15 protein-coding genes, 1 tRNA gene and 1 other RNA gene are annotated in these 17,163 nt (G+C 55.0%); 8 read left to right on the forward strand and 9 right to left on the reverse strand.

The window, feature by feature from the left end; genetic code table 11:
• The first annotated feature begins 126 nt into the window (after positions 1-126).
• From ACXM2N_RS08310 to ACXM2N_RS08320, 3 genes are all read left to right on the forward strand, one after another.
• On the forward strand, positions 127-1,368 hold the full coding sequence (locus tag ACXM2N_RS08310) for a galactokinase family protein (RefSeq protein WP_458487715.1): 1,242 nt from the start codon (positions 127-129) through the stop codon (positions 1,366-1,368).
• Between the two features lie 68 nt (positions 1,369-1,436).
• Entirely contained in the window at positions 1,437-1,835 is a 399-nt protein-coding gene (locus ACXM2N_RS08315) for a hypothetical protein (protein ID WP_458487717.1), read from the forward strand.
• Positions 1,822-2,664: a hypothetical protein gene (locus ACXM2N_RS08320; RefSeq protein ID WP_458487719.1), complete on the forward strand. Its 843-nt coding sequence runs from the start codon at positions 1,822-1,824 to the stop codon at positions 2,662-2,664. Before ACXM2N_RS08315 ends, ACXM2N_RS08320 begins: the two co-directional genes overlap by 14 nt.
• A 58-nt stretch (positions 2,665-2,722) precedes the next feature.
• On the opposite strand, the gene ACXM2N_RS08325 is transcribed toward ACXM2N_RS08320, so the two are convergent.
• The 5 genes from ACXM2N_RS08325 to ACXM2N_RS08345 form a co-directional block, all read right to left on the reverse strand.
• On the reverse strand, positions 2,723-4,132 hold the full coding sequence (locus ACXM2N_RS08325; protein ID WP_458487721.1) for an RNB domain-containing ribonuclease: 1,410 nt from the start codon (positions 4,130-4,132) through the stop codon (positions 2,723-2,725).
• 78 nt (positions 4,133-4,210) lie between these two features.
• Positions 4,211-4,620: RNase P RNA component class A (gene rnpB / locus ACXM2N_RS08330), an RNA gene on the reverse strand.
• A 112-nt stretch (positions 4,621-4,732) separates the two neighbouring features.
• Complete coding sequence (locus tag ACXM2N_RS08335) at positions 4,733-6,010, reverse strand: bifunctional RNase H/acid phosphatase (RefSeq protein WP_458487723.1); 1,278 nt, start codon at positions 6,008-6,010, stop codon at positions 4,733-4,735.
• A gap of 61 nt (positions 6,011-6,071) precedes the next feature.
• Entirely contained in the window at positions 6,072-6,782 is a 711-nt protein-coding gene (locus ACXM2N_RS08340) for a zinc ribbon domain-containing protein (protein WP_458487725.1), read from the reverse strand.
• Between the two features lie 149 nt (positions 6,783-6,931).
• Positions 6,932-8,077 (reverse strand): Nif3-like dinuclear metal center hexameric protein, encoded by a 1,146-nt coding sequence (locus tag ACXM2N_RS08345; RefSeq protein WP_458487727.1) that lies wholly within the window; start codon positions 8,075-8,077, stop codon positions 6,932-6,934.
• Positions 8,078-8,288: 211 nt separating this feature from the next.
• Between ACXM2N_RS08345 and ACXM2N_RS08350 the strand changes: the two genes are divergently transcribed.
• The 3 genes from ACXM2N_RS08350 (at position 8,289) to ACXM2N_RS08360 (ending at position 10,593) form a co-directional block, all read left to right on the forward strand.
• Positions 8,289-8,942 (forward strand): HAD hydrolase-like protein, encoded by a 654-nt coding sequence (locus ACXM2N_RS08350; RefSeq protein ID WP_458487729.1) that lies wholly within the window; start codon positions 8,289-8,291, stop codon positions 8,940-8,942.
• Positions 8,943-8,970: 28 nt separating this feature from the next.
• Positions 8,971-9,453, forward strand: coding sequence for a low molecular weight protein-tyrosine-phosphatase (locus tag ACXM2N_RS08355; RefSeq protein ID WP_458487731.1), 483 nt, complete (start codon positions 8,971-8,973; stop codon positions 9,451-9,453).
• Between the two features lie 129 nt (positions 9,454-9,582).
• The gene (locus tag ACXM2N_RS08360; RefSeq protein WP_458487733.1) at positions 9,583-10,593 is read left to right on the forward strand and encodes an SURF1 family cytochrome oxidase biogenesis protein; all 1,011 of its coding nucleotides are present in this window, start codon (positions 9,583-9,585) and stop codon (positions 10,591-10,593) included.
• A 107-nt stretch (positions 10,594-10,700) separates the two neighbouring features.
• Here the strand turns inward: ACXM2N_RS08360 and ACXM2N_RS08365 are convergent.
• Together ACXM2N_RS08365 and ACXM2N_RS08370 are read right to left on the reverse strand one after the other, a co-directional pair.
• Positions 10,701-10,773 (reverse strand) — tRNA-Val (locus tag ACXM2N_RS08365).
• A 148-nt stretch (positions 10,774-10,921) separates the two neighbouring features.
• Positions 10,922-11,320, reverse strand: coding sequence for a DUF3052 domain-containing protein (locus tag ACXM2N_RS08370; RefSeq protein WP_458491090.1), 399 nt, complete (start codon positions 11,318-11,320; stop codon positions 10,922-10,924).
• 579 nt (positions 11,321-11,899) lie between these two features.
• On the opposite strand from ACXM2N_RS08370, the gene aceE reads away from it, so the two are divergent.
• Positions 11,900-14,635, forward strand: a complete 2,736-nt coding sequence (gene aceE, locus ACXM2N_RS08375; RefSeq protein ID WP_458487735.1) for a pyruvate dehydrogenase (acetyl-transferring), homodimeric type — start codon at positions 11,900-11,902, stop codon at positions 14,633-14,635.
• A 371-nt stretch (positions 14,636-15,006) separates the two neighbouring features.
• Here the strand turns inward: aceE and ACXM2N_RS08380 are convergent, their stop codons facing one another.
• Positions 15,007-16,095 (reverse strand): alpha/beta fold hydrolase, encoded by a 1,089-nt coding sequence (locus ACXM2N_RS08380; protein WP_458487737.1) that lies wholly within the window; start codon positions 16,093-16,095, stop codon positions 15,007-15,009.
• 84 nt (positions 16,096-16,179) lie between these two features.
• Between ACXM2N_RS08380 and ACXM2N_RS08385 the strand changes: the two genes are divergently transcribed.
• Complete coding sequence (locus tag ACXM2N_RS08385; RefSeq protein ID WP_458487739.1) at positions 16,180-16,494, forward strand: acyl carrier protein; 315 nt, start codon at positions 16,180-16,182, stop codon at positions 16,492-16,494.
• Here ACXM2N_RS08385 and ACXM2N_RS08390 read toward each other — a convergent pair.
• Positions 16,491-16,790, reverse strand: a complete 300-nt coding sequence (locus ACXM2N_RS08390; RefSeq protein WP_458487741.1) for a hypothetical protein — start codon at positions 16,788-16,790, stop codon at positions 16,491-16,493. The two genes, ACXM2N_RS08385 and ACXM2N_RS08390, sit on opposite strands and share 4 nt — an antisense overlap.
• Positions 16,791-17,163 lie beyond the last annotated feature (373 nt).

Genomic DNA, 17,163 nt, shown 5'->3' on the forward strand with positions numbered 1-17,163 from the left:
GAGAGTTACAGGCAAGGATGTTTAAGGGGCGCCGCTACCGCTGGAATTTACTGTTCACTGTTATTCGGTAGTATTGCGGTGTTGTTCTCCCCTCACCCCACCGATTGTCGTATTGGAGCGAATTGCATGACTGATGAAATCCATAGCGCATCTGATCTAGTCCAGCGTGCCTGTGATCTTCACAGCGCAGCCTTTGGTGAGGATCCGGTGGCTACCGCCGCCGCACCGGGGTCGTGGTCACTCATTGGCGAGCACACCGATCCTTACGGCGGCGTGGTTTTGCTCAGTTTGACTGACCTTCGCACTGTTGCAGCAATCAGCCCACGTAATGATCGAGCTGTCGTGGTGGAGATGGAGACATTCGATCACCGTACCGGTGAATTTGATCGCATCTCGGACAAAACCACCTTGGATAAGGTAGCGACCTTCAGTGAGGATAAGGAGAAGACTTCCTTCACCGTGGCCGAACACTTGGGCGGGTTGGTGCAAACTATGATGCACCGGCAAATGCTATCGCGCGATACCGCAGGCTTCTCCATCGCAATCTCGTCCACTATCCCAGAGAAATCCGGTCTTGGCGGCGACGTTGCACTCGACGTCTCCGTTGCACTGGCCGTTGGGCACGGCATCGATGATCTGAACGTCGCTCCTGTGCGCGCCAAGCTCGCCGACGTCTGCTACCAAGCATCGCAACACTTTGCGGATTACCCGAGCGTGCGCGCGCGTTACACTGCTGCCCTGCGCGGCCACGCAAACGCACTTAACGTTGTCGATTACTCCGATGGGTCCATCACTCAAGCGTCTCATCCGGTAGGGCCAAGCACGAGGACGTCCGCACTCCTCATCACTGCAGGTGCACAAGAAAGCTACGGTGAGCTCATCAAGGAGCGCCATAAGTTTATTGAAGACGCAGGCCATGCCTTCGCGGCTTCCTCCTTGCGCCTGCTTCCTGAGGCGCCTACACGCGTTGTTGATTGGCTTGCTGCCATCCACGAGGTCAACGGACCAGAGGGGGTCCCAGAAATTACAGAGGCATCGATGTGGATGAACTTCCTTGAAGCAGAGACCGCTGATGCGGTGTCCACCTCCCAGGCTATTCGTTCCCGTCGCCACGGGGATATCTTCCCGATCTTGAACAGGTCTCAGCAACACATGGACTCCGAGCTTGGCGTCGTCAGTGACGCTGAGCGGGCCCTCGCTCAGCTGTGTCTGAGCCGCGGCGCTTTGAGCGCTCGCTCGAGCGAGTCCGGTGCATCCACGGCGGTCGTTGCGATCGTCGAGTCTGCTCATGCAACGAACTTCACGCACGACTTAGCTGCCGACGGACTCAGCGTGATTGAGCTCCTACCAGGCGAACCAGCGAACTAGGCCCACAGCTCACAAACACCTCCCACCCTGTTGAATCTCTATTTCAACAGGGTGGTAGTGTATACACCATGAACGAGCCGCCTATTGTTGTGACCGAAGATGACACCGCACCGGAGCAATCGCGCACCTTCCGCCAAGGCTGGACTCTAGCGCTACTTGCCGTGGTCATTGTTTTAGTTCCCGCAATCCCCGGCTTCCTAGCACCCCAAGCAGCAGTGCACATATCTTTTGCCTGCCTTTTCCTCGGACCGTTGGTTCTTGGCATTGCCGACGGTTTCCAATTTCGGTTGAGCTGGTCCTTCATCTGTTTAGGTGGCCTGTTCTACTTCATTTCCTTCATACTGTATTACCCGGATGGTGCATGGGTATACATCATCCCCGTGGTTCTACTCGCCTGGCTCGGTTCAGCTATAGGTGCGCGTCTGGGTAACAAGGCAACGGCTGAAAAGGTGAATGATGTCGCTTGAAAGCTGGGATCTTCACCATCCAAAACTTGGCCATCTCAAAGTACAGTTTGGCTATGATGCCGATTTCCACGAGGCTGACCCCCAGTGGCCAGGCGATCCAAAAGAATACGTGCCCGTTGAGGTTGGGGATTCAGTCAAGCACCGCTTGACGGCCCGAATCAAAAACCCACCGTTGCGCACCCAGATCAGCCATGATGGGCGAATTCTACGCCGGCTTGCTGATGTCCCCACCACCCGCGTCCCGCTGGCAGCTCGCCCAAAGGACAAGTTAGGCGAGCTCGAAAGCATGATCGCTCCGCCCCCAAAGGACAAGCCATCCGTCAGCTTTCAGCGCAACATCTTCGGCGAGGTCATCTCAGTCTCATTCCGCCGAGGAAATGAAGTCATTGAGTTCGATCCGCCCGCCGGTTCCCGTGGCGAGGCCTACCTCAAAGCTCTCGAGTCAAGCCAAGTTAAACGGTTTTTCTTCACGTCCGCGGCTGGTTTGGGTAAAGGTGGCTGGGCCTTGTTCGTGGTTCTCTTTGGAGGCTTCTTTGGCAGGATTTTGGATTGGTTGTTGTCATTCTTGCCGGACTGGGACCTGCCAGACATTGAGCTCCCACACATAGCTCTACCTGTACCCCGCTTCCCAGACATTGCGCTTCCCACTCCGCGGTGGCCAGATTGGAACCTGCCCGATCCACCAGGGTGGCTAGTGTTCATCATGGACTACACGAATGTGTGGATCCCTATCCTTGTGGGTGTAGTAGCCGGAGTGTTAGCAATGCGCAACCACAAGAAATCCGAAGACAAAAAGAAACAGTGGCAGTCCGAACCACTGGAAAGCTAACGCGCAAAGCCAAAAGGGTGCAGTTTCTCAACTGCGCCCCTTCATCACTATTGGGTACCTAGTCAGCCGGCCACGCGAACTCTACTTCACGTGCCTCAGGGTCTGCCTTGATCAACGTCACCGTTGTGATGGTGCCCGCTGGTGGCGCACCTACACAGTTTGCGAACACTGGAGGGTGCTCAATGAACAGTCGCGCGGTTTCCCGCTTTTGGTTGGTCTCCAGAACGTACGCCTCATAGTTTGTACCGATCCACGGCTCAAGCACCACTGCCTCAGTAAGATCTAGAGCAGCTCGATCCACGTTGCCTGCAATACTGCCGGTACGCTTCATGGCTTCGATTACCTCATCCGTCTGCTCAGTAACCCAAGCAGGCAGATCACTGCCATTGGCAAGATGCAGACAGTACTCGGTAGCGTACCGGTCAACCAAACGGCGCAGCGGTGCGGTGACGTGGGAGTAATGCCCACCCACACCTGCATGTACTTGGTCTTCAGTTGCTGGAGCGGAAAGTGACTCGTAGCCGGAACCACGCAGCAGTTTTTGTGCTTCGCGCATGACTGCCTGTCCTTTAGGATCTACCGCCTCCACGCTAGCGATGAACGCACCCACGTTCTCTGCAGTGAAGTTATCTACCTCGTACCCCAGCGCACGCACTACCTGAGTGAAGCTATCAATGTCCTCCTGCTCAGCTGGCTTGAGGGTACGAAGAATTCCCTTACCTGCCTTTGCCATCATCTGTCCCGCTGCCTTACCCGTCAGCAGCGAAATCTCTGAGTTGTAGTCCATCATCTTCAGCCGTGGTTCGAGCTCCAAAACCGCGTGGCCGTCGTCATCGCGCCCTACCCGCTGAGATGGTGTGCGCAGATTGATTGCCTTTACGCGCAACGCTGTCTTCTGGCGCAGCTGACCAACCTCTGGCAGCAACTCAATTGCTGGATGCAATGCGCCCGATTCCATGTCAGCTTCAGCAGTTTCGTAGTCAAGCCGGGCAACGGAGTGCACCAGAGCGCGCTCTAACTTCACATCTACAATCTCACCGCTGCTATCTAGGGAGATGCGCCACAGAACCGCCGGGCGGTCCACATCTGGCAGCAAACTTGCCGCCCCCTCGCTCAGCGGGGCGGGGTGCAGGCGCGCAGGCTCGTCTGGAAGGTAGATTGTTTGCCCGCGATTGCGAGATTCTTGAGCCACAAGACTATCCCCACCAACGAATGCTGCCACATCCGCGATGGCGTAGTAGACCACGTAACCGGTCTCAGTCCGTTCAATGCGCACTGCCTGATCCAAGTCCATGGAGCCAACGGGATCAATGGTTACCATTTCCAGATCACGGCGATCAACACGGGAATCAGCGTAAGCGTCAGTGAGCTGCTCCGCTTCCTTTTCAACCTCAGGTGGGAAAGGAACCCGAACGGAGAATTCCTCAGCAATGGAGTCAAAGTTGAGATCGGCTGCATAAAGTTTCATGCCCACCAATTGTTCCAGTTTTTCCACGCGATAGCAGAAACCGCAGGTAATAAAACCTGCGGCGGGAAAGAAAAAGAGCGAATGAGTCACCCTATAAGCCGGATTCTGTGCCGCAGAAAACTGCGGCGGTGACCATCCATCTGGACCAGCCATTGCTGGTGGCCTCAAGCAGCTACCTGTGAACTCGGGCGGGCAGCCCTCAAGCATCCACACACGCACGCGTGGTGTTACCCAGCGCGCGAATCTTGCCTTGCTCCCAGTGGGGTTTACCCAGCCACGCCAGTCGCCTGGTCATGCTGGTGCGCTCTTACCGCACCGTTTCACCCTTACCCAGCTAACTGGGCGGTCTACTTTCTGTTGCACTTGCCCGCGCATTGCTGCGGGTTGCTGTTAGCAACCACCGTGCCCTGTGGAGTCCGGACTTTCCTCGAATCAGTGCCTGCGCACAGATGTGCCGTTGCATTGTTCGCGATCACCCAGGCGGCTCATTCGCAAGCAATCACTTTACCCCCACTCGAACCGGTGACCAACATTGGCATATTCCGCGAGGCTAAATCTCGCATCCCCAAGGCGCGCACGCAAAGCTCAAGGCACGTCGCGCTACGCTGTCACGGGCTGCAGGAATGATGTGTCATTAAAGAGACACAGGCACGATGGACCATCCTCATAGAACTCGACGACGGAAACTGACGCCAGGTCAAGGTGCAGGCGGTGAACAATGTCTGCAGGACCCGCAACAGCTTCACGGATGATGGCCTTGATCGGTGTGACGTGGCTGACTACTAAAACAGTCTTGCCTTGATAACGACGGATTATCTCCTTGAGAGTATTGGTCACGCGCTCGTGGGCGGCATCGAGCGATTCACCGTTTGGGGTAGCAACACTCGTATCCAACAGCCATTTGGAGTGTAGTTCTGGGTCGCTTTCTTGAGCTTGGGCGAAGGTCATTCCGTCCCAGTCACCAAAGCTCATTTCTCTCAGACCATCATCGGTCTCAACGGTCTTGCCTAGGAGATTGGCCACGTACGTCGCGGTTTGCTGACACCTCCCCAATGGAGATGCCACGACGGCCTCAATGTCATCCATTGTGTTGGAGATATGGCTCGCAGCCGCCCGAGCTTGACGCTCACCTAACTCGGTGAGGTCCGGATTGGAACTGCCAGAATACTGCTTGGCCTTAGACATCTCGGTTTGCCCATGGCGCAGAAGCACGATTCGCGTTGGCGTGGTTGTGGCTCCATTCCACGCGGTTGGGCTACTAGCCTGGTGTTGGTCCGAGTCCCCCTCTTGGGACGGCGCCACACTAGGGCTGTCAACTTTGTCAGCTTCCGGATCAAAGGCCGAAGAGTTGGCCGACGCGCTAGCGGGATCACCCAGGTCAAGGATGCCTATCGGCGCACCCTTAGCGAGTGCGTCCATAGCCGTGTTAGCAAGTCCATCCGCCACCGTGTTTTCCTTGCGGGGTACCCAGTTGTAGCTGATGGACGCAAAGTTGCGTGCGATTGCTTGGCACTTAACAGCCAGTTCACGCATGTCGGGGTGCTTAATCTTCCATCGCCCTGACATCTGCTCCACCACAAGCTTGGAGTCCATCAAAACTTCTACTTCGCGAGCGCCCATCTCATACGCGGCACGAAGCCCGTTGAATAGGGCATGGTATTCAGCCACATTGTTAGTGGCGGTACCCACTACGTAGCTGATTTTGCGTAGAACTTGAGAGCGATCCGCGTTGTAGAGAACAGATCCGGAACCAGCGATGCCGGGATTGCCCCGTGAACCGCCATCGGCCTCGATAATCACCTTGCCAATGCTTTCACCGCCTGGGCTACCTGGTGCTGGCTGTCCGGAGGCGGAGAAGAGATCGAATGAATCACTCATGATTTTCTAGACCTTTGGGGTATTTGCGGAAACATTCCTAGGAGACGAAAACTGCGTGAGATTAGTTGCGGATGAGGAAGCTGCCACAATCAGGGCATTCAGGTAGCTCATCCGCTGGCGCGTTGCGGATTGCAGAAATATCGGATGGTGGGAGCACCATGAAACAGCCGTCGCAGCTGCGACCGTTAAACCGAGCTACGCCCACGCCGTTAACCTGACGCTGCGCGTCGTATTCCGCCAACACATCCGCAGGAATGCGTTCCCGCAGTGCTTGTGCGCGCTCCGCATTCTCTTCAGCGGACCTGTCTTCCGGCAGGGATGCCACTTGATCGCGCAATGATTCGATCTTGCGGTCCAGATCCTTAAGATTCTGCTGATGGATGTCATTATTTCGGCGCAGCGCGTGGATCTCATTGTGAGCCTCTGCGAGCTCAGACAAAAGATCACCAATGCGTGACTTTGCCGTGTAGTAGTCCTTGGTGAGGTCCTTGCGCTGTTCCTCGTCGGTGGCGGCGGCTAGCTGGCGCTTGTCGTCGTCGGCACGTCGGCGCAATTTGCGCTCGTCCTCTTGGATACGAAGAATCTCCAGCTCCATGTCGTCTACAGCCAGCTGCGCGGAGCCAGCGGCGTTGTGCATGCGCTCACGCTCTGCGAGGAGCTTGTCCAGTTCCTCCTGCTCAGGGCTCACCTTGGCCGAGGTAGCTGATGCGGCGTTACGTTCGATATTGGCCAGGTCCAGCAGGACGCTTTGCAGATCTTGTGAAAGCTTCATTCGTGCATGTCCTTCATTGAGTTCTCTGAAATTCTTTGGACTTAAAGGTTGCATTCTATCGAAACAACCACGACCGCCCATGATAGTCCTATCAATGGTGGCAAGGTCATTCACCCTACCACCATCACTGCCCTCACCCGTGGCAGGAATTAGTTTCCAGCAGGGTGCGCGGAAATGGTCCACGGATCCGTCCGGTTGTCCAGAACCGATACCTCGAGGCCATCTAAATTCTTAGAAAGGATCTCTTGGCACTGCGCAGTCCACGGGTATTCGCTTGCCCAGTGAGCAGTATCGATCACGAATGGACCGCCCGCCCGCAAGTGCTCATCCACTGGATGGTGGCGAAGATCTGAGGTGACGTATACGTCTACTCCAGCCTTCGTGGCAGCATCGAGGAAGCTATCTCCGGAGCCGGAAGACACAGCAATCTTTTCCACCATTGCGTCCTTGTCGCCGGCGGCGCGGATTCCCCAGACGGTCTCCGGAAGTGCATCTGCTACCTGCTGAACAAAGTCCCCGAAGCTCACCGGCTGTGGGAGCTTGCCCACGCGCCCCAAGCCGTATGCCTCCTCCAGCTTTTGGGTCGATTCCATACGCACGACGTCAAAAGCTGCTTCCTCGTACGGATGGGATTGCCTGAGCGCATCCATAATTGCCCTGCGTTTTCCACTTGGCGCCACGAACTCAATGCGGATTTCATCCACCGTCTCCGCGTTCCCCGCGGTACCAATCGCAGGATTCGCATTGTGGCTGGGGGTGAACTCACCTGTACCAGCAAAGCTAAACGCACATTCGGAATACTCCCCCACATTGCCCGCACCGGCGGCAAAGATCGCTTCTTTAACCTGCGCAGCACTCTCCGCAGGGACTTGCACTCCCCACTTATCCAGGCCAGTGAGCTTGGGAGCTAGGGGCACCGTAGGTCCCTGAATCCCCACCAACTCTGCCAACTTGTCATTGACTCCGGGGCGCGCCGAGTCAGCGTTGGTGTGTGCGCTCAACAGGGCTACACCGCCGGTGATGAGCGTGTGAATGACCTTTCCCTTAGGGGTATCAGCTGCAACAGAAGTAACGCCCCTCATGAGCAAAGGGTGGTGCACTATCAACATGTCAGCCCCCTCAGCCACAGCTCGCTCTGCCACTGCCTGGGTGCAGTCCAGCGCAAGAACCACCTTGCTTACGCTCGCCGACGGGTCACCACACACGAGACCCACCGCATCCCAACTCTCGGCGAGGTGTGGCGGGTAGGCGGTGTCCATGACTTTGCGGACGTCTGCGACTGTGTAAGAAGACATAAATACTGTGATCCTTGGTTTTAAGTAACGATAAGTGACTATAAGTAACGGTAAGTAACGGTAAGTAACGCTGCGTTACTTATAGGCTACTGGAACCCTACTCACCCGGTGCTTGCCCATGACGTGCCGGAGTAGTCTTGCATGCCCCACGGGAAAGAAACCAAGGCCGGCACCTATGCGATTTGGGGGTTTGTTTGCCAGACTAGAGGGCATGAAAGTCTTGCTCATTGACGTTGACGGCACCATCATTAACTCTTTCCCAGGTATTCGCCAGTCCCTGTTTAAGGCGCTCGATGAGTACGGATGGCAGCGCCCCTCGGAGGAAGTGCTGCGCAAGCTTCCTGGTCCGCCGCTGAAGGTGACGCTTCGCTCCTATGGTATGAACGAATCTGAGGTCAATGAGGTCTTTGGCCTGTACCGAACGTTTTACAGCGAGGATGGGTGGTCGAATTCGCGGCTGTTTGACGGCTGGGAGGAATCCCTCAAGCTGTGGAAAGAGCAAGGCTTTACTCTATGCACGGCCACCAGTAAGAACGAGGACACCGCCGCTCAGATGCTTGAACACCTGGGTGTAGCCCACTACTTCGACTTCATCGGCGGTGCTAACAATATCGATCGTGATACAAAGGCGGACGTCATTGCGTGGGTTCTACAGAACCTCGGGATCGAAGATTCAGCCAGCGAAATAGCTCTCATGATCGGTGACCGCTCCCATGACACCGAAGGCGCAGCTAAATTTGGGATCCCCACCGCGCTAGTAGGTTGGGGGCACGGTGACCAAGCAGAGTTTGATCAGGCAGCTTACTTTGCCCATAACATGCGTGAGCTGAGTGCGATCGTCGCCCAGCATTTCTGTACCCAGTAAACACCTCAATCTTTTGTAAGGGACTACTATGACTAACCCACTTCACATTGTTTTTGTCTGCACTGGAAATATTTGTCGCTCCCCCATGGGCGAAATCATCCTCAAGAAAGCTGTTGCCGATGCCGGCCTGGACACCAAAGTCCGCATCACTTCCTGCGGCACCGGCGGATGGCACGTTGGCGATGGCGCTGATTACCGTGCTGTCAACGAGCTGGCACGCGCCGGTTACGACGGCAGCCAGCACCGTGCAACGCAGCTTGGCGACGAGCACCGCGATGCAGATCTCCTCGTGGCCCTGGACCAGGGCCACTACAGAGCACTCATGAGGCAAGGCTACGAGAAGGACCGCGTCAAGCTGCTCCGCAGCTTCGACCCCAGTGCAGGCGATGATCTCGAGGTTAAAGATCCTTACTATGGCACCGAAAAGGACTTCGCCACCACCCGCATCCAAATTGAGGCAGCCGTGGACGGGATGTTGGATTGGATCAACCACCAGCTAGGCACTAAATAGCCCCAAGGAGCGTTAGTCTTGTGTAGTTCTTTAGCTGCGCTATGACTAAAGACTACTGTTAGTTATGTTGGCTTAGTTTTTCCAAGCCGCTTACCTGCTGCTTACTTCGTGAGGAAACCAGAGACTTACATGGCAACTGCGCTGCGATCTCAACGCCAGACCTCAGGGTGGAAAACATTCCTACGCCCAGGTTGGATACTTACGGCCGTCTTGGTCATCGCCTTCTCCTACTTAGCCATTTGGGTACTGTCTCCGTGGCAGTTGGGCAAGGATGACGCTCTCGTGAACCGCAACGAGCACGTGGAGCGCGCATTCGAAGTTGCCCCCGCCCCTTATGAGGAGATCTTTGATGACAACGGTGCCATCAAAGATGACCAGGAGTGGATGCGCATCACCGCCACCGGTGAATTCATTACAGACAAAGAGGTCCTGCTGCGCATGCGCCCAGTGGAATCAACACCGGTATTCCAATCGCTGACCCCATTCCGCCTAGACAGCGGCGAACTACTCCTGGTCAACCGTGGCTGGGAGCCAACCAGCCCAGGCGACGTCCCCAATGTTCCGGCACCACCACGCGGGGAAGTGACCATCACCGGCCACGCGCGCTACAACGAAGTCTTCCCTGCCACCGAGCCCATGTTCGACCATGGTTACGAGCAGGTCTATGGCATCAATACTGACCAGATTTCTGACATCACGGGCCTAGATTTGGGGCAAGACTTCATCCAGCTCACAGACAGCTCCACTGGCGTAGTCAATGCCATGCCCATGCCCAAGATGGACCGTGGAAACCACCTCTCCTATGGCCTCCAGTGGATTGCTTTCGGCATTATGGCGCCACTCGGCTTGGGCTATTTTGTGTACTCAGAAATCCGCGAACGCAAGCGTACGCGGGAAGAAGAAGCAGAGATGGAGCTCGCCAACAACACACAGCCTGTGGCCACGGGCCCAGGAGAAGACGGTGAGAATGATTCAGATGACACCGAGCCAGCTGCATCACCAGTAACCGAACACCCTCAGGAGAGCCCAGAAGCCGCGCAAGAAGATTACGAAAAGGCCCACAGCCAGAGAATGCGCAGCCGATACGGCGATTCCCATAAGAATTACTTTGAAAAGCGCCGCGGTGGAACGTTCACCTAAGGCATACGAAAGTCCGGTCGAGCTCTAAGCTCGACCGGACTTTTTAATAACTGGATTACTCACATAAAAAACCACCTTGCTATTTCTAGCAAGGTGGTTTTTAACTGTGCGCCCTGACGGGCTCGAACCGCCGACCTGCTGGGTGTAAACCAGCTGCTCTCCCAGCTGAGCTAAAGGCGCAGATATTGTTCTAGCTAGGAACTTGGTTCCTGCTGTCCTGAACAACGTGGATAAGATTAACACACAATACAAAAAGAGGAAAAATCGCCAGTACAGGACGCATTTTCGTTATCCTGCATGGCGATTATTAAACGGCTTGTTTGTAGGTTTACAGACTGCGGCTTGGCACGAGCATTGCCGCCTGCCATTGCCCTAGGCGTTCCGCCTTAGTTTGGACCATTCCAGCCAGCTGCGCTGACTCTGAAATGACACCCGGCTCCAGAGCTCCTTGCTTACCGGCTCCAGGACTCAGCAGCCATACGCGACCATCCTCACCCAATGGGCGGACAGCATCCACGAGGCCATCTACCAAGTCACCATCATCGGAGCGCCACCACAGGAGCACTACGTCACAGATTTCATCTGTGTCTTCATCCAACAGCTCATCGTCAATGATGTCCTCGATGGATTCACTGATCTGACTATCACAATCGTCATCCCAGCCAACCTCTTGGACAGTCATGCCGTTTTTGAAACCCATACGGCCGACAAGCTCCGCAATATCCATCGCGGACTTTTTCCCCTTCGATACTGATTCGTTCATCGCAGTAAATTCTACCGCTTTACAGCCCCAACACATCCACATCCGACAAGGAAATTCACCCGCTTCACCCCTCATCAAAATCTGGGCTCACAAATCGAGTCGTCCAATCCTTCTCCTAGCGATACAGCCAAGTGTCACTACCACGATGTAATTCACCACTCACACGGAATCCCTATGCCACATAGGTCACAAAAATCGACATCAGACCTTAACTCCGCTTTTACACCTACCCACATAGGGAAATTGATAAAAGCGCAGGTAGCGCGATCATCGCCGATCCTAAAACATTCACAAAAAGGAAATTCTCAGACAACCACGTATCCTTTATTAACGAACGTCTTTGTAATGACGCACATTGCAAAGACTGGCAAAAGTTAGCTAGGTAACCAGCGCTACACCAAGTGTGGCAATGGTTTGCCCCTTCTCACCCACGTTGGGGCATCGCGGATACGTTCCCCCTTTTTAAGGGGCATAAAGTTCCTCGACACAATCGCTTAAGAACTTTCAAATCTCAATACTTCTAACTATCACCGGAGGTGTGACATGGCTGATCAAAAGTTTGGTAAGCACACCGATGACTCCAACTTCGCACTCATTCGCGATGGCGTCGCTTCTTACCTGAACGATCAAGACCCCGAAGAAACCCGTGAGTGGATCGAATCCTTTGACGGGATGTTGGCGGACTCCAGTCCAGAGCGCGCACGCTACCTGATGCTGCGCATGCTGGAACGCGCTTCTGCAAAGCGCGTAGATCTTCCACCAATGACGTCCACTGACTACGTCAACACCATCCCTACCACCTTGGAGCCAGAGTTCCCTGGTGATGAGGAGATTGAGAAGCGCTACCGCCGCATGATCCGCTGGAACGCAGCAATCATGGTGCACCGCGCTCAGCGACCAGGCATCGGCGTTGGCGGCCACATCTCCACCTACGCAGGTGCTGCCCCACTCTACGAAGTAGGCTTTAACCACTTCTTCCGCGGCAAGGACCATCCAGGCGGCGGTGACCACGTCTTCTTCCAAGGACACGCCTCTCCAGGCATGTACGCTCGCGCGTTCCTAGAGGGTCGACTAAGCGAAGATGACCTCGATGGCTTCCGCCAAGAGGTGTCCCGCCCACAGGGCGGCCTCCCTTCCTACCCGCACCCACACGGCATGAAGGACTTCTGGGAGTTCCCAACTGTGTCCATGGGCTTGGGGCCGATGGACGCTATTTACCAGGCTCGCTTCAACCGCTATCTCCACAACCGCGGCATTAAGGACACGTCCGATCAACACGTGTGGGCATTCCTCGGTGACGGCGAGATGGACGAACCAGAGTCCCGCGGCCTGATCCAAATGGCGGCGCTCAACAACTTGGACAACCTCACCTTCGTCGTGAACTGCAACTTGCAGCGACTCGACGGCCCAGTCCGCGGTAATACCAAGATTATTCAGGAACTCGAGTCCTTCTTCCGCGGCGCGGGTTGGTCTGTGATCAAGGTGGTCTGGGGCCGCGAGTGGGATCGTCTCTTCGAGGCGGACAAGGAAGGTGCTCTTGTTGAGCTCATGAACACCACCCCAGACGGTGACTTCCAAACGTTCAAGGCTAACGACGGCGCATACGTCCGTGAGCACTTCTTTGGCAAGGATCCTCGCACCGCGAAGCTGGTTGAGGACTGGACTGATGAGGAAATCTGGAACCTGCGACGCGGTGGTCACGATTACCGCAAGATTTATGCAGCATACAAGAGGGCTCTCGAAACGAAGGATCGCCCAACGGTCATCCTCGCTCATACCATTAAGGGCTACGGCTTGGGTCACAACTTCGAGGGCCGCAACGCTACCCACCAGATGAAGAAGCTCACTCTGGACGATCTGAAGCTGTTCCGCGACAAGCAGGGCATTCCTATCTCCGATGAGGAACTGGAGAAGGATCCGTACATGCCTCCTTACTACCACCCAGGTGAGGACTCCGAGGAGATTAAGTACCTTCTCGAGCGCCGCAAGGAGCTCGGCGGATTCGTCCCAGAACGCCGGAACAACTACGAACCAATCCAGGTACCTGGTTTGGATAAGCTCAAGGGCCTACGCAAGGGATCCGGCAAGCAGAAAGTTGCCACGACCATGGCTGTCGTCCGTGGTTTTAAGGAGCTTATGCGTGATAAGGATCTAGGCGAGCGCTTCGTTCCAATCATCCCAGATGAGGCTCGTACCTTCGGTATGGACTCTTGGTTCCCTACCCTGAAGATCTACAACCCACACGGCCAAACCTATGTGCCTGTAGATCATGATCTGATGCTGTCTTACCGCGAAGCAACCGACGGTCAGATCATGCATGAGGGCATCAACGAGGCAGGATCCACCGCAGCATTCATCGCAGCCGGTACGTCCTACGCCACCCACGGCAAGGCAATGATCCCGCTCTACATCTTCTACTCCATGTTTGGATTCCAGCGCACCGGTGACTCTTGGTGGGCTGCAGCCGATCAGATGGCACGTGGCTTTGTCCTCGGCGCTACGGCAGGTCGCACCACCCTCACGGGCGAGGGCCTCCAGCACATGGATGGACATTCCCAGATCTTGGCTTCCACCAACCCGTCTGTGGTTTCCTACGATCCGGCGTTTGCATACGAGATTGCCCACCTTATCCATGAAGGTATTGATCGCATGTACGGCCCAAATCGCGGCGAAGATGTGATGTACTACCTGACCATCTACAACGAGCCAATCTCGCAGCCAGCGGAGCCTGAGGATCTGGACGTTGAAGGTCTACACAAGGGCATTTACCTGTACGAGAAGGCCGAAGGTGGCGAGCACGAGGTCTCCCTCCTCGCATCCGGCATTGGCATGCAGCAGGCACTCCGCGCCAAGGAAATCTTGGCCGAGAAGTACAACATCGGCGCGAACATCTTCTCCGTCACCTCTTGGGTTGAGCTAGCCCGCGAGGGCCGCGCCAAGGAGCTGCAGAAGCTGCGTACTCCAGGTGAGCAGGTTGACGAGGCTTTCGCCACGAAGCAGTTGAAGAAGGGATCTGGCCCATACGTTGCAGTGTCCGATTTCGCTTCTGACCTGCAGGAGCAGATCCGCCGTTTCGTTCCGGGAGACTACACCACTCTTGGTGCAGACGGCTTCGGATTCTCCGACACCCGCCCAGCAGCACGCCGCTACTTCAATATCGATGCTGAATCCGTTGTTGTAGCTGCGCTCAATGCACTGGTCCGTGAGGGCAAGATTGACAGCTTCGTTGCAGAACAAGCAGCAGCTGAATTGAATATCACTGACCCCACCAAGGCTTAAACCTTAAAGCCCACTAAGTGGTCTCTTTCCCGTCATGATTGGGAAAGAGACCACTTTTTTAAACCCGTGTCTCACTCTCCCGTTTTCCGTCACCCGGACGGTGGCTATCCTGAATTCACTCAAGAAACCTAGGTCGCTCCCACACACCTCAAACTGACGCTGCCTCAGACTGGCATTGTCAGCACCCCTACTTCTTACCTGTAATCGGATGAGGGACTATGTTTCCTAGGGCCAGCGCACACGCATGAAGCACTCAAGGGCAATTAAAGAGCGTAGAACTCGGTGACATTAAGCCGCCCCAAGGGGCCAAGATATTTAGCCGGTGTACCCAGAAACTACTCTGGGTACACCGGCTGCTTCCATTTGCGATCCTACTGCCCGGTCTTTACACCAAAGGCGTCACGTGGAGATCGATCGTTCATAGCCACTGCGCGCGGTTCCCCTGCCATCGGCGTAGCTACTCCCACGGGATTTGTGCCTGATTGCTGAGCAGCCTCAGTGGAATTCTTGCAATCTCCGCCGATGCTACGGGCGATGAGTTCGTCCACTGCCTTATCAATTATCCAAGGAGTTTCAAGCGGGACCATATGGTCAGCGCCTGGAACAACTTGCAGGCCGGCGTCCTCCCAGATGCTGACAATTCGTTCTGATTGTTCTAACGGAGTTACTTTGTCACCATCACCCACAATCACAACTCCAGGAATTCCTATGAGTGCCTTGACGCCATCGTGCTCGTTGTGGTGCTGGAGATCGTCCAAGTATCCCATCAAAGTCTTCAACGGAGTTTTGTTGATGAGCTCTGCGTGGAACTCGACGATTTGTTTGGGAGTGCCAAAGCGGAACATTGTTGTCGCAAGAAATGGGGCGACAATGTTAGCCAAAGATTGCTTGAAGTTAGCGGCACCTTCAGGTGAGGCCTCCACCAATTCGTAGACCTTATTGACTATTGGAGAGGCTAGGATTTGTGGCATGCCTTGGGTGGTAAAGGAATCCACAGCGGTGGAAACAACCACCACCCCCTTGAGATCTTTCTTCAGCTCAGGGTAGCGGCGTACTAGGTTGAACGTCACCATTCCGCCTAGCGAGTGCCCTACCAAGATAATCGGGCCGCTGACTTTCGCGTCTTGGATAACCGCCCATACATCATCCGCAGCTCCGTCAATAGAGCATTCCTCAGAGCGGAAGTCACTAGCGTTTCCGTGGCCACGATAATCCATCATGATGCATCGGGCATGCTCATGAATGTGCCCAACCTGCATATGCCACGCTTTAGCGGCCAAGGTGTATCCATGAATAAAGATGACAGTGATGGGCGCATCGACGGGACCATCAACGTAGTAACAAATCTTGCCCACATGATGAACTTCGTCGAAGTAATCATTCTCAGATTGTTCGAAACGCTGCGCCATTCGGTGCGCATACTTTCTACTGGATTTGAGGGTGAAACTTGGGCGTTGCATGGAAACAGAATACGCTGAATCTAAGGCATACGAAAAACTTGAAAATCAAACGCTAAAGTACTGCCAGCAGAAGGAGAAGTAAACATGTCCAGTTTGCAGGAACAGCTGGCTAAGCTACAGGCCCCCGTAGAAGATCCCGCCACGGAAAACGATGACAGCGTCTTTTCACGAGTGAAAGAAATCCTCGTCAAAGTAACCGCCGCGGATCCAGAATCCATTAGCCCGTCGACGTCGTTGCGCGACGAACTTTCCGTCTCATCGCTCGACGTTATCGAGATCGCAGTCCGCACTGAGACTACCTTTGGAATTCGAGTGGATCATACCTCTGGTTTTCAGGACTTTTCCACAGTGGCAGACATCGTTAAATTCGTTGAAGATGGTGGCACCAACAGCCGTTAACGCACGACATCCACACACGCTTCACACTCGTTAGCTTCAGCAATCATCTGTAGCTGACTACGCAAAAGCTCAAGTTCATCGTCCGATCCATTAATGACTTCGCGACAATCTATGCGGCCGGATCTGTCGCTCGATTTGCGCCATCGCGTACAAGCAGCAAGATCAAACACGTCAGTGCCCTCGATAGCCATAAAAGGCTCCGACTTCACTACTGCAACGAGCAAACTCTCTACCTTGGCACGCAGGCGTGCCGGGAGCCCGCAAACACGCATCACAGCAATGCGTTGGTTTTCCATGTGCTTCCTCCAGCAAAGCATCAGCACCGCCCAAGCATGGCGATACAAGACGAGAGGTTCGTCTTCCCCAACGTGCCTCTGCGGAGACGGCTCAACGAGTGTTACGTCTCTTCTTTTCTGAAAGGAATCCTCACCTACTGGGGACAAGGCATCGCGACATGCCTTCAACCCCACGTTTCAGTTGCCTTTAGCCCGCCCTACTACCGCGACGTAGTAGGTCATTGCTAGCGGTGAGTCACTGGTGGTGACACTGCATGAGTTGGGAAAGTGTCACCCCATCACTTACGGATTCTCATGCAACACTGTTCACTGCTTCAACTCTCAATAACTGCTTTATCCCCCATTTACTCAAGCTCTACCTGAACTTGAGGGC

The sequence above is a fragment of the Corynebacterium sp. ZY180755 genome (assembly GCF_054331495.1).